The following is a 14059-nucleotide window of genomic DNA, read 5'->3' on the forward strand; positions in this document are numbered from 1 at the left end:
CCGAACTCTTCTCGGTAGTTGATCTGAAGTTCTCAATCGACACACGTTCGACCGAATAGGCTCTAGGATATTTGAGATAGTATTGGCTGACTTTATTTAAGCCAGCTAGAGTATTCAGGATTGGTCTCTTTCATATCAAGGTATAACCAAACCATACGGTCAACAAACCAAGCTTTGAAGACCATTATCCAAAGGTTTCCTGCTAACACAAAGCTTAGATCTAAACGCCACAAGCCGTAGATAAATACAGGTATCCCTAAAGACGTTAACGACTGCAGGATTAAAATTGGTTTGATATGGTGCTGAGGTATCGGCTCAACCTTTCTTTTCAAATAGATACGCTCGCCAAACGTAGCCATTGAAGCCCAGTTATTCGTTTTCTCTGGAGCGCCAAATAGTCTTGGGTTAACCCACACCCATAAGAAAGAAAGTAGAATCGCAATTACTGAATAACCCCCTATCCATTCCCGTGACCAAAATGCGAGAGAGATGATAGGCAAAACCGAAAACCGGCTATAAACACTCCATGGATTTGAATGTCGATGCCAACTCGATTCATCCATTGTCATCATCTTCTCTAATCTTTTGATTACATCCACAACAATTCCTCAGTTGTACTTCTGTTGTTATTGCACAAGGTAACAAAAGCGACAGTATAGACTCTTTGACACACTGATTATGTGACACAACTATGAGCGAGCCTGAATTGAATAACTAGCTGTAGCAAGCTTACTATCTGAAAATGGAGCAACACCACGCTGCTCCAAAGCGTCTATCCCATAATGTGCAAGGCTTACAAACTCACTTGCCGATTCACACCGGACTCAATGGCAAAGTCATAATCATGGCTAACGAGAATAAAACCTCCTCGGTAATTCGATAAAGCCTTGGCTAGCATAATTTTCGAATCGAGATCGAGGTGGTTGTCGGGTTCATCAAGTAACAACAAAGGCTGCTCCTGTTGATGGCTAACAATCAACATAGCCAACTTCATCTTTTCACCACCACTAAGCGTATTCCCTAAACGAAATACACTGTCACGACGGAATCCAATCCCGGCGAGTAAGGTTCGGGCATCATGTTCTTTCATACCGTGACAGTGCTCGGTCAAGTTCTCCAGCATCGACAGATCAGGCTGAATCGTTCCGAAGTGCTGATCAAGATAATATAAGGGCGTATTTAATTGCAGCTCCCCTTGGCTAAGTGAGAACTGACCTAATAGCGTTTTCAAAAAGGTAGATTTACCACAACCATTTCTGCCAGTGAGGTGGATTTTGTTATCAGCGTAGATTTGCAGCGTGATGGGCTGAGAGCAACCAAAAGGCAATACACCTTCAAGCACTGACACTACCTTTCGCAAACGGGTTTGGCTGTCAGCCAGATAAAGCTTTTGCTCTTTCATTAGCTCCTGTCTGGCTTTTAACGTCTGTTCTTTCTCTTGCAGATAAGTTTGACGCTGCTGCTCATTTTTATTGCGATTTGCTGCGCTCGCCGTTGCTTTGTCTTTCTTACCATCAAGTAAAATTTTAGGCTGACTGGCCTCCTTCCGTAGCCTGTTGCCTTGTGCTGCTCTTTGTTCCGCCTTTTCCCGATTTCGCTGTGCTTGTTCTTCTAGTTTCTTTTTCTGCTTATCAATACTCGCGAGTTGTCTCTCTACAGCTTGCAGCTCGATTCGCTTCTGTTCAGAGTAATTATCGTAATTGCCACCGAACACCTGCAAACCTAACCCTGACAGCTCCCAAATTTCTTCCATTTCCCGGAGTAACTCGCGGTCATGGCTGATAAGTAAAATAGCGCCGTCGAAAACGCGCATTGAGTCAATTAACCACTGCTTTGCATAGCTATCAAGGTGGTTGGATGGTTCATCAAAAATTAACAACTCAGCGTCACTTTCCAACAGTTGCCAAAGTTGTAATCGGGCGAACTGCCCGCCACTGAGTTGCGCACAAGGAAATTCTGGCTCTGGTGGTAAACCCAAATCCTTGAGTTGCTGACTGAGGCGCTCTGAGATGTTCCACTGTTCACCGATAATGTCGAACCAGTGCTCAGAGCAATCCCCAGATTGAATCCGCTTAAGAGCTTCCAGTATGTCGTCTTTAGCTAAAAACTGCGCAATCGTTAAGTCACCCGACAATAGATGTGAGGGTTGCTGATGATAAACCGCGTATGATTTAGGTGCTGATACGCTGCCACTAGAGGGCTGTTTCTCTCCGCACAACAGCGATGCGAATATCGATTTTCCAATACCATTGCGTCCGACCAACCCAACACGCTGCTTAGTCATGGAGCATGAGACTTGCTGAAACAACACCTCTCCGTTATCAAATTGAAAGCTTACATTGTTTGCTTGTAAAACTGGCATAAATTGCCTCCTGTATAACAGGGACAAAGGCCGTAGCATAAATATCTAGAGATGAGATCGTTGCAAACACACAGATTCAGGCTAGGTATTTCCCTAAAACATGGTCGCAATAAAATATCGGAAAGTGAGCTACGCCTACTAACCCTGTGAATCCAAAAAATAAAATGAAAAATGGATAACAGGTTTAGTTATTCATATTGGCGTAATCTCCTGAAGAAATGATGGAGGTAGATTAGTGGATTGAAGCAAGATGAGTCAAGAGCGTTACTCATCACCTTAACTCAAGTCTTTTAGTATTGTTGAACTGGGTTACCTTTCTTGAGATAAAAAAAGCGCTGCCGAGGCAGCGCTAAGTACGAATAGAAAATTAATCTTACTTCTTGTTTGCGTACTTCATTGAGTCCAATGCTACCGCGAATACGATGATTGAACCTTTGATGATGTACTGCCAGTAAGGGCTAACACCGATGTAAGTCATACCGTAGTTGATAACGGTGAAGATGAGAACACCCGTCACTACGCCAGCAATACTACCAACACCACCTGCAAATGACACACCACCGACCACACAGGCTGCGATTGCATCAAGTTCGTACAAGAAACCTAAGTTGTTGGTTGCACTACCGATACGACCTGCTTCTAACATACCACCGAAGGCATAGAAGACACCTGAAAGTGCGTACACTTTTAGTAGAGTCATTGGTACGTTTACACCTGATACTTTTGCAGCTTCTGGGTTACCACCAACTGCGAAGATGTTTTTACCAAATACTGTCTTGTTCCATAGTATCCACATGAATATTACAGCGATGATGGCATAGAAGGTTATGTACGAGAATCGGAATCCACCTAACCGAATAAAGCCTTGGGTGAACACTGTAAAGCGTTCGTCAAAGCCCGCGATTGGTGATGCACCTACTGCGTCGTAGTAAAGAGAGTTAATACCATAAACGATGATCATAGTACCCAGTGTTGCGATGAAAGGTGTTACTTTCAAGTAAGCAACGATCACACCGTTCACTAGACCAATGATTGCGCCGATAAAACATACACAAAGGATAACCGCTACGATTGGCACGTCACCAATACTTGGGAACACTTTGTTCACGTTTTCAATCGACTGTAGCAAGGTTGCTGATATAACCGCTGCTAAACCCACCTGGCGACCAGCAGATAAGTCGGTACCTTGTGTAACGATAAGACCCGCAACACCAAGCGCAATAATTACGCGCACGGAAGACTGAGTTAGAATGTTACTTAAATTTCGTAAACTTAAAAATGATGGTTCTTGAATAACGATAACCGCTAATAAAATAAACAGAACCGCGTAAATTGCACCTTCTTTTAAGTGCTTTAATGCAAATGACTTAACAGCATCCATAATAGTTTCCCTAGAGGTAACGAGAGGCTAGCTCTAATATTTCAGTCTGAGTGGTTTCTTTAGTATTCACGATGCCCGCTGCGCGGCCGTTACTCATTACTAAAATTCGATCGGTAGTACCTAATAACTCTGGCATTTCAGAAGAAATCATAATGATTCCTTTATTTTTCTTCGCGAGCTCCAACATTAGTTGGTAAATTTCAAATTTCGCACCCACGTCGATACCACGAGTTGGTTCATCCAACATTAATATTTCCGGCTGAGTTAATAACCAGCGTCCAATAATAACTTTTTGTTGGTTACCACCTGATAGTGAGCCTATATGAGTTTGATGCGTTGGTGTTTTAACACTCATCGAATCAATTACCCACTGAGTATCACTCTTCATCTTTTTATTACTTAATAAACCAGATTTCGTTTTATACTCATCAACGTTTGCAACTAATGAGTTAAAAGTAATATCGAGGTTACCGTAAATACCTGTTGAACGACGTTCTTCAGTTACCAATGCAAAACCATTGCGAATTGCTTCATGTGCATCACGGTTTTTCATTTCACGCCCATGAAGAACAATGTGCCCTTCACTTCTTTCACGAATACCAAAAATCGTTTCAACGATATCTGTACGACGTGAACCAACAAGACCTGCTATACCTAGAATTTCGCCCGCTCTAAGTTCAAACGAGACGTCTTGAATTGAAGGCTGGTTCAACGCTGTCAGGTTATTAACTTCTAAGATGACTTCTTTAGGAACGTTAGTCTTCTCAGGGAAACGGTTTGTGAGTTCTCGGCCTACCATCATCGCGATGATCTTATCCATATCTAGGCCTTTCAATGGGCGAGTATCAACCCATTGACCATCACGTAGAATAGTAATTTCATCACAGATAGAGAATATCTCTTCCATTTTGTGAGAGATATATACCACACCACAGCCTTTATCCTTCAGCTTATTGATAATGGTAAATAAGTGATTAACTTCTTTTTCTGTTAGAGAAGAAGTTGGCTCGTCCATGATCACTATTTTTGCGTCGTAAGAGAATGCTTTCGCAATTTCCAACATCTGCATTTGAGACACAGATAAAGTCGCTACTTTAACTCTAGGATCAATATTAATATCTAACTCTTCGAAAATGGCTTTTGTATCTCGATACATTTTATCGTGATCAACAAATAAACCTTTTCTTGGATAGCGACCAAGCCAGATATTATCCATCACTGAACATTGTTTAACCTGGTTTAATTCTTGGTGAACCATGGACACGCCAGATTCTAATGCTTCTTTAGAAGAGGAGAAGTTAATATGTTTTCCTAAGAAAATAATATCGCCTTCATCTTTTTCGTAAATTCCAAATAGACATTTTAATAGCGTCGATTTACCCGCTCCATTTTCACCCATTAATGCGTGAATTGAGTGCGGTCGAACTTTTAAATTAACTTTATCTAATGCCTTTACACCTGGAAATGATTTACTCACCCCTGTCATCTCTAACAGGAATTCATGTGTTTGATCTACCATGGCATCACTTAATTGTTTTTAATTTGAAACCAATAAATATCAATTAATAATTATCAATGAATAAGTACTAATTAAGATATTAACGGGTAAATATAGGGGGCTGGGCGCCCCCTAATTATAACGTCTGTTACTCAAGAGTTGATTTATCAACACCTACGTAAGGAACGCGAACAATTTTGTCTTGCATTTCCCACTGAGTACCTTCAGTTGCTGATTTACCTTCAGCTAGGTTACGAGCTAGTTCGAATGTTGCTTTCGCTTGAGAAGTTGCATCGTTTAGTACAGTACCAGCCATTTCGCCAGACTTAACTAGAGCTAGAGCTTCAGCTAGAGCGTCAACACCGAATACTGGGATTTTTTGGCCAGCGCCACGTAGTGCTTCGATTGCACCCATTGCCATGCCGTCGTTGTTAGCGATAACAACTTCAATTTTGCTACCGTTAGGGCCAGATAACCATGCATCCATTTTATCTTTAGCCATTGCGGTATCCCACATACCAGTATCCATGTGAAGCTCTTCAGTTTTGATACCGTTCTCGTTGATTTGCTTAACAGAGTAAGTAGTACGAGCTTCTGCATCTGGGTGGCCTGGTTCACCTTTTAGCATTACGTATTGAAGTACGCCATCACCGTTTTTGTCCCAAGATGAGTTTGCTTTCCAGTGTTGTGCAATTAGATCGCCTTGGATAACGCCAGATTCTTTAGAGTCAGTACCTACATAGTAAGCTTTATCGTAGCTTGCTAGTGCTGCTGCACTTGGTTCTTTGTTGTAGAAAACAATTGGTACATCATCAATTTTCGCTTTGCTAATAATAGAAGGTGCCGCAGCTGGGTCTACAAGGTTGATAGCAAGCGCTTGAACGCCACGAGCCAACATAACGTCAACTTGGTCGTTTTGCATTGATTGGCTGTTTTGAGAGTCGTTCATTAGAAGACGAACGTCTTTGTCGCCAGCAGCTTCTTTTTCGATAGCTTGGCGAACTACAGACATGAAGTTGTCATCGTATTTGTAGATTGTGAAACCCAAAGTGGTGTCAGCTAGAGTTTGCGTAGCGAAACCCATACCAGCAGTTAACATAGCAAGTGCAGTTAGCTTTCTCATGTAAGTGTCCTATTTATCTTATTAATATACGTGTAGGGAAACGTTTACCATTCCAATGAAAACGTTTACGCATTGAAGTATATTGATTAACAGGATGAATTGTGTGAGCCAGATAGGATTTTGTTAGCGCCAATTAACAATTGTAACGGTTTGTTTAAATTGTTTGAGGCCACATGCAAAAACAGACCTCGTACGTAACATAGTGTAACAGCGAGACTTATTTCGCGTTTTAGGGGCAATACAGATCACATTTCGATAGCATTTGATTCATATATGAATGCATTTAATCACATATAAATCATCCACATAAGATGAAAGATTTTTGAAGACGATGACGCAGAGATCCTTGTTATACCTGTAAATGAACAAAATTTGAATACTTAAATTGCACTTAAAATAATTGGCATATGCTATTTATGAGTTCACTATCCTCTGTATCCCCTGTTTTACATGTCAAATCATGTGAAGATTTAACAACTCTGTAAAATCTTCATTTAACGGGGAAGGTCATTTACTCGTGAGGACAATTTTATGAAATACGCTATCCCTATCTGTAACGACAAGCTGTTTAATCACTATTCGAAAGCACCTCAGTTCTTGCTTGTAGATGATGTTACAAAGCACGAACAAACCATTGATTTGACGCCTACGATAAAGGCAAAAACCTGTGGTAAGAAGACTCAGATGCTTTCTCTATTCACTGCTCATAATGTTGGCGCTGTGATTATTAAAAACATCGGTGAAGCGATGCTTTCAACTTTATTTGATCAGGGAATAAAAGTATTCCGCCTTAACAGAGGCGCTGATATTCATGCGTTGGATTTTTCTCAGCTAGTACCCGTAGAGGACTTAAGTTATGCAAAACCTTCCGTCAATAAACGCAATAAGGTCCATACTTGTTGTAAGGGTAAGCAAACTGGTTCTTCCTTTAAATGGGAACCTAAAGAAAGCCGCCTTGATGCTAAGACTCTAAGAAATCTGCGCAGCATTCATAAAATTCATCTTTAATAGGAGCTGGCCAACATGATTTACCTAATCACATTCGGTGCGTTTATTCTTTTTGTTTTACTCATGACACTGGGTGTTATGGCAAAACGAAAACCAATACAAGGTAGCTGTGGTGGCCTGTCAAATGTGGGAGTTGATAAGGTGTGCAACTGTGAAACGACATGTGAAGAGCACAAAACTAAGCTTTATACGATTAAAGAGCCAACACCAAAGCGTTAACGGCCTTATTGCACACAAGCTTTTCTAGTCGATACTAAATCTAAGTATTTGCTTCACTTACTGTTCTGAATTAAAAAAAACGCAATATTGTGGGCATATTATTCGCGTAACCAACCTTTTAATGTTATCGGAACACTCATGCTTGCTCTGCCACCTCTAGCGACATTAATGATCGCTATTTTGTTAGAAGTCATCGCGACATCCTATCTGCCTAGAACTCATCAGTTTACCTCCCCCTCTGTTACTGCGGGCGTGCTGATTACCTATGCACTCGCCTTCTACTTTTTATCGGTAACGGTTAATACTATGTCTCTAGGCGTCGCTTACGCTATTTGGTGTGGAATAGGGATTGTTCTGGTTGCCAGTATATCTTGGCTTGTCTATGGGCAAAAACTCGATATTTACGCCATCGTTGGTATAAGTTTTATTCTGATGGGAACAGTCATAATTAATGTGTATTCAACATCGGTAAACCATTAACTATTGTAAAAGTAACAGAAAATAAAAACGGCAGAGAATAAAAGGCAGCGCCGGTAAATCCAGTCACTGCCTTGCTAAAACCTCGATGGAAGTTAACAACAATCGTTGTTTAATAACCCTTTCTCTTTTAGAGATTTTTCAATTCTGTCCGTAGCGACAAGTGCACTGGTATAGTCGCAACTAGAAATGAACGCTGCCAACTGGTTACTGCAATTTGGCACAACTTTGTCGAAGTAAGCTTTTTGCTGTAGGAAGTAATCTTCAGCAGCAAGATTGTTATCATTTAACAGTTGATTCAGACAGTTAAGTTTTTCAATTAGCATTTCTAAATCGACTTCTTCCAATATTTCAGCATCTGACTCTTGAAGCTTAGATTTGTAGTCAAGATTGCTTAGACGCATTGAATTGTTATGTTGCTCAGGATTGATATCAAAACTCGTATCTAAGGTAACTTCGAACCAAAATGTACTCCCTTCTCCTGTCTTACTATCAACGCCGATCTCACCGTCCATCAATTGAGCGATACTTCTAGAGATTGTCAGGCCTAAGCCAGTACCACCGTATTTTCGAGTGGTTGAAGCATCAGCCTGTTGAAAGCTTTCGAAGATTTTTTGTTGTTCTTCGTTCGTTAAACCGATCCCTGTATCTTTTACTTCGATACGGACTTTCTTCTTACCGACTAGAGTCGCAGTAACATAAATGTGGATATTGATGTCACCCTGAGCCGTAAACTTAACGGAGTTGCTGATAAAATTGAGTAAAACTTGCTTGATGCGCAACGGATCGCCGATCAAAGTTGGAATCTTTTCTTCTACATCAAAGTGGAAACCCAGACCTTTGGTGGTGACTTTTGCTTCAAACAGCTCATACACATCTTGTGCAATCGAGTAAATACTGAAAGGGATTTTTTCAATATTTAGGTGCCCAGATTCAATCTTTGATAAATCTAAAACATCATTAATCACTAAGAGTAAATGCTCACCAGATTTTTTAATCCTAGTCAGAGAGTCTTGTTGATCACGATTAACATTGCTCGCCAGTAACATATCTGACAAGGCCAAGATCGAATTCATCGGCGTTCTGATTTCATGACTGATATTAGAAATAAACTGGCTCTTAGCAATATTCGCTTCTTCAGCCTCTATCTTTGCGGTTTTCAGCTCATTCGTTAATTTACCTAATCGACCGCCCATTATTATGGTTGCATTGGCAGTGTCATTTAACTCTTTGAGGTTAAATTGTTCATGAGAAACATCGAAGTTACCCGAACTCATCTTGTTAAACATATTTCTGATTTGAGATAGAGGAGCGGCAATTGATTCGCTCATCCGCTTTGATACCATCCAAGTAAAAGCTAAGAAGAGGATATAGAAACCGATCAAACCCATAATCATGATGTAACCGATACCTTGGTATTTTTCTTTCAACGCCATCGATTCACGATACATTTCATTTTCATCAACAACGAACAGCAATTTCCAGTTTGTTTCCGGAATGGTCACCCAAGAGACCAGCTTGTTTTCATTGTTAAGCACTAGCTTAGTCAGTCCCTGACTCTGGCCATCAAATTGAGGCTGCAATGATTTTGTATCTATTCTTTTAAACAGGTTAAAGTCTTCAGGCTTGAACATCTCATGCGTGACCGCGCTTTCATAGTTATGTTGTTTCAGTTCCTTAATATTAAAGTCCTGTTCTCCTTTTGGAGGCAGCGCCATGATAGTTCCTTCGCTGTTTGCAAGAATGGCATAGCCATTCCAAGGAACAATCAAGTTTTGTATGTTTTTTACAATGGTATCTACAGTAATATCTATACCAATGACGCCTTCCAACTTGTCACCGTTATACACTGGTGCAATCGCTGAAGTCATCCAACCCTGCCCTGCAGGGTCGATATAAACTTCGGTCCAAACCACTTCTCTTTCTGGATTGTATTTATCCATAGCCAAATAATAGAAATTGTATTCTGGGATATTCATATCCGCCGGATATTGATCCAAGGTTTGGAACCAAGGGTAGATATGATTGTAAGAATCCCAACTATTGAAATAAACGGCGGCAATAAATGGATCGCTGTTTTTAATCTCTTTCATTAAAGAGTCTAATTTGGCGAGCTTAAATATTTTATCCAAATCCTTCTCATTATTTTCTGTGAAGGCTGAATAAAAGGAGGCCGAACCACCTTTGTCATCTTTGCTGTGTAAAACACCGTTATCACTGAATGCCAAATTCGACATATCCACGTCATCGGGATGAATTTCTTCAGCGAGAACCCGTTGAGTTTCGTTCCTGTATATTTCAGCAAGTCGAGAAACTGAATTTATACGTTCTCGCACTACATCACTTTCGATAGACGAAGTGATATACAGTTCATTATTAACCTGTGAGCGAATGTAGTTCATGTTGTCTGAACTAATGAAATGATTACTGATCAGATAGATGGTAACTAACAGAAGTTCGACCAGAATCAATGGAATGATTCCGGTTTTGACCATGGAGCGCCATACCCAGGCTTGTACACTTATTTGGTTTTCTTTATTCATAGCAAATCACACGTAACGTATTGCGATTGAATGGATATCCTCTTGAATATCCATAAATGCTTCAACGATGGTTGGATCAAAATGAGCGCCACTTTCACTACTGATCATTTTGATGGCTTCATCATGACTAAAGGCCGGTTTATAAATACGCTTACTGATCAATGCATCATAAACATCAACAATAGCCATAAGTCGTGCCGAAAGTGGTATATCTTCGCCCGACAATCCTTCCGGATAACCGCTACCATCCCATTTTTCATGATGATAATGTGCAATTTCCTTGGCAACACGGAGAAAACTCATCACTTTACCATTGTTCTCTTCAGCCTTATTGATTGCTTCAAACCCAATAGTGGTATGAGTTTTCATGATCTCAAACTCTTCTTCTGTTAACTTTCCTTTCTTCATCAATATATGGTCTGGAATGCCTATTTTTCCTATATCGTGTAAGGGTGCGGATTTAAAGAGTAAGTTGATAGTGTTGTCGTCCAATTGATTGACATAATTAGGGTCTAAACGTAGACGTTCAGCTAGGAGTTTAATATATAATTGTGTGCGGCGAATGTGATTGCCCGTTTCGTTGTCACGAGTCTCAGCAAGCGAGATCATCGCGTTAAACGCGATATCCTGAATGACATGTAAATCTTCAATTTGCTTAATACTTTCTTGAGTTCTCTTTTGAACCTCTTTTTCTAATGACTCATTTTCCCCCTTAAGTAGATCTGAGGCCATTTTTAAAGATAAATGAGTTCTAACCCGTGCCTTGACGATTTCAGGCACGATAGGTTTCGTGATGTAGTCTACAGCCCCTAACTCAAGCCCTCTCCTTTCATCAATACTTTCGTCCTTTGCAGTGATAAATATAACGGGAATATCTTTGGTTAAAGGATTCGCTTTTAAATGCGAACATACTTCAAAGCCATCCATAACAGGCATCATGACATCAAGCAAAATTAAGTCTGGTTTATCGTTAGCGGCGATTGATAAACCTTTGTCGCCACTATTGGCGCCTTTAACTTTGTAATCATCTTTTAACAGCTTATACATTAAGCTGAGATTTTCGGGGATATCGTCTATGACAAGCAATGTCGGAGTGTACGAAAAAGAATGGTACATCTCTAATGTCCTTAAGTTATTGATTATAAGAATATTGCCGTTCGACGAGATGAATTTATTTTTATTTTAATAATCAATATAAACAATAAGCCAACTAAATTTAGAAACTGCTTATACATGACATATAGCGTTTATCATATAGAAAGGCTGTGACAGAAATCTACTTATTTTATTTCCATAAAAACAAATAACTTATTTTAGAGCGATTACTCTTTCGATAATCAAATCAATTATATAGAAACAACTCTTTTATTTAGTTCATTCTTTCGATCAAATAAGTTTTTATGTTTTAAGATCCTAATAATTTTTTTCACCAGATAACAATAAACACTATTTTTTTATAACCCTCTCATCGACACATGATGATCATGCTATGCTTTTCAACTATCCGAAGGATTATCACGTGGAAATAAGAATGGAAGTATTTGAATGTGTGTCATTTATCTTATTGAAAGGTAAACAAGTTTTATTAGAGCATCGCTCAAAATTAAAAGAAACCGATCCCGGTATGATCGCAATACCCGGCGGTCATTTAGAAGCTGGTGAGACCCAACAGCAAGCATTATTACGAGAACTAAAAGAAGAACTCAATGTGACACCAAGAAATGCGAAATATCTCTGTTCACTCTATCATCCAACGATTGAACTACAGCTTTTGCACTATTACGTTATCACCGAATGGGAAGGTGTAATTGTTCCATTAGAAGCGGACGCTGTTGATTGGTTTGAAATTGACAACGCACCTGTAGCAACAGAAGCTGACCAAATCGCACTTGCAGAAATTAGTCGTGTAAATCAGTTATTAGTTGATTGAACTTCAATCGAAATTTCGCATACATTAACAGCATAATACTTATGAGAGATTTGCTCGCAAGCTCATAAACCTGCCACTTATCGGAGTGTTAAATGGTGCATATCACTAATCTCACTCAAAAGGAGATAAACGTTGTTTAAAAGCCAAACTCCGGTTTTGTTCGCTATCAATGGACTGACCGCACTCGCTTTTTCTTTTATTATGCCCATAATGAGTTTGTTCCTTGTTAGTGAACTTCATACGGAACCAGCGCTTATTGGCCTCTATACATCCCTAACTGCATTGATGACGATTATTGTCAGCCAGAAACTAACAGGGTTGATTGATAAAGGCGTACCAAGCAAGTTTCTATTATTGCTATCGCTTGCTGGTATTTTTTCTGCGGCCATAATGTTTTCTCTCGCAACAGAGTTTTGGCATGCTATCGTTATTGGCTGCCTCTTAATGCCAGTGGCTTCAAGCTCAATTCCTCTTATCTTGACCGTAATAAGACGCTATGCAGATTCAACCGGAAAAAACAGCGCCAAGCTCAATTCTCAAATGCGCTCTGCCGTTTCTTTTCTTTGGATATTTGGCCCACCTTTAGCTTTTTTATCAGTCGACCAATTTGGTTTCGATAACAATTTCTATATTTCAGCCGCTATAGCCGGTTTTGTGATTATTTGGATTGCATTCTTGTTCCAAATGCCTGTCATGGAATCAGACAAAGTTAAAAACAAACCTAAAATCAAGCTGCCTTCAGCTGTCTGGTTTCTTGGGGTTGTCATACTTATCGCTAACATTGCTAACAGCACTTACATCAATGCAATGCCTCTCTTTATGACTCATGAACTCGGTTTATCAAAATCTTTCCCTGGCATCTTATTGGGAATAACAGCGGCGGTCGAAATACCTGCGATGCTATTAGCTGTTGGCTGGGCACAGCGCTTTGGGAAAAGCCAAGTGATACGGTTTGGATTTGTGGCCGGTGCCGCTTTTTACCTTGGTATGTATTTCAATACGTCAATAAACATCTTCTTGGCTTTGCAGATTTTGAATGGGCTTTTTTTTGGCATTTTTGTTGGTCTAGGCATTACCATCATGCAAGATTTTGCACCAACTGCCGTAGGTAAAGCTTCGGCGTTTTATACTAATGCAATGCTGGTTGGCACTATGATCGGGACAAGCACCATGGGTATTATTTCACAGTATTTTGGGTTTAAAGCTCCGTTGCTTCTGTGCTTAGGCGCTATCACTTGTTCGTTTGTTGGTTTGATACTGTTTGACGCCTATATTGCAAATCAACAACGCAAGGTGCAGTGTGCCTAACAATAAAATTGGCGTGATGAGCACATGAAAAGGCGGTGACGTTTTTGTGCTCACCTGAACCCAATGACTTGTATTTCTACAAGAGATTTCCGTGGTTTAATTTTGTATGTCTTTGAACTGTTTATACAGATACCAGTATAAAAGTGCATTCCAGATGATATACAACATCGTTTCCAAACCTTCAGTAGAAAAAGTTTTTCCTGACTCTAG

12 protein-coding genes are annotated in these 14059 nt (G+C 40.0%); 5 read left to right on the forward strand and 7 right to left on the reverse strand.

Features of this window, described 5'->3' with window-relative positions; genetic code table 11:
- Positions 1-92: 92 nt before the first annotated feature.
- The 5 genes from AAGA51_RS08245 to mglB form a co-directional block, all read right to left on the reverse strand.
- On the reverse strand, positions 93-599 hold the full coding sequence (locus tag AAGA51_RS08245; protein ID WP_042487535.1) for a DUF6653 family protein: 507 nt from the start codon (positions 597-599) through the stop codon (positions 93-95).
- Positions 600-793: 194 nt separating this feature from the next.
- A complete protein-coding gene (locus AAGA51_RS08250) occupies positions 794-2362 on the reverse strand; it encodes an ABC-F family ATP-binding cassette domain-containing protein (protein ID WP_042487538.1) in 1569 nt (522 codons plus the stop codon).
- A 373-nt stretch (positions 2363-2735) separates the two neighbouring features.
- Positions 2736-3743, reverse strand: coding sequence for a galactose/methyl galactoside ABC transporter permease MglC (gene mglC / locus AAGA51_RS08255; RefSeq protein ID WP_042487540.1), 1008 nt, complete (start codon positions 3741-3743; stop codon positions 2736-2738).
- Between the two features lie 10 nt (positions 3744-3753).
- Complete coding sequence (gene mglA / locus AAGA51_RS08260) at positions 3754-5262, reverse strand: galactose/methyl galactoside ABC transporter ATP-binding protein MglA (RefSeq protein ID WP_042487542.1); 1509 nt, start codon at positions 5260-5262, stop codon at positions 3754-3756.
- 127 nt (positions 5263-5389) lie between these two features.
- On the reverse strand, positions 5390-6364 hold the full coding sequence (gene mglB, locus AAGA51_RS08265; RefSeq protein ID WP_042487545.1) for a galactose/glucose ABC transporter substrate-binding protein MglB: 975 nt from the start codon (positions 6362-6364) through the stop codon (positions 5390-5392).
- Between the two features lie 531 nt (positions 6365-6895).
- Between mglB and AAGA51_RS08270 the strand changes: the two genes are divergently transcribed.
- From AAGA51_RS08270 to AAGA51_RS08280, 3 genes are all read left to right on the forward strand, one after another.
- Positions 6896-7372, forward strand: a complete 477-nt coding sequence (locus tag AAGA51_RS08270) for a NifB/NifX family molybdenum-iron cluster-binding protein (protein WP_052404618.1) — start codon at positions 6896-6898, stop codon at positions 7370-7372.
- Between the two features lie 15 nt (positions 7373-7387).
- A complete protein-coding gene (nqrM, locus tag AAGA51_RS08275) occupies positions 7388-7591 on the forward strand; it encodes a (Na+)-NQR maturation NqrM (RefSeq protein ID WP_042487548.1) in 204 nt (67 codons plus the stop codon).
- Positions 7592-7729: 138 nt separating this feature from the next.
- Positions 7730-8071: a DMT family transporter gene (locus AAGA51_RS08280; RefSeq protein ID WP_042487550.1), complete on the forward strand. Its 342-nt coding sequence runs from the start codon at positions 7730-7732 to the stop codon at positions 8069-8071.
- A gap of 92 nt (positions 8072-8163) precedes the next feature.
- Here AAGA51_RS08280 and AAGA51_RS08285 read toward each other — a convergent pair whose 3' ends face one another.
- Together AAGA51_RS08285 and AAGA51_RS08290 are read right to left on the reverse strand one after the other, a co-directional pair.
- Complete coding sequence (locus AAGA51_RS08285; RefSeq protein WP_042487553.1) at positions 8164-10611, reverse strand: sensor histidine kinase; 2448 nt, start codon at positions 10609-10611, stop codon at positions 8164-8166.
- A gap of 6 nt (positions 10612-10617) precedes the next feature.
- Positions 10618-11727, reverse strand: a complete 1110-nt coding sequence (locus AAGA51_RS08290; RefSeq protein WP_042487556.1) for a response regulator — start codon at positions 11725-11727, stop codon at positions 10618-10620.
- Between the two features lie 415 nt (positions 11728-12142).
- On the opposite strand from AAGA51_RS08290, the gene AAGA51_RS08295 reads away from it, so the two are divergent.
- Positions 12143-12541, forward strand: a complete 399-nt coding sequence (locus AAGA51_RS08295) for an NUDIX hydrolase (RefSeq protein ID WP_042487559.1) — start codon at positions 12143-12145, stop codon at positions 12539-12541.
- A gap of 132 nt (positions 12542-12673) precedes the next feature.
- Positions 12674-13849 carry a sugar efflux transporter gene (locus AAGA51_RS08300; RefSeq protein ID WP_042487562.1) on the forward strand — a complete coding sequence of 392 codons (1176 nt, stop codon included), beginning with the start codon at positions 12674-12676 and terminating at the stop codon, positions 13847-13849.
- Positions 13850-14059: the final 210 nt, after the last annotated feature.

This window comes from Vibrio diazotrophicus (assembly GCF_038452265.1).
Taxonomy (GTDB): domain Bacteria; phylum Pseudomonadota; class Gammaproteobacteria; order Enterobacterales; family Vibrionaceae; genus Vibrio; species Vibrio diazotrophicus.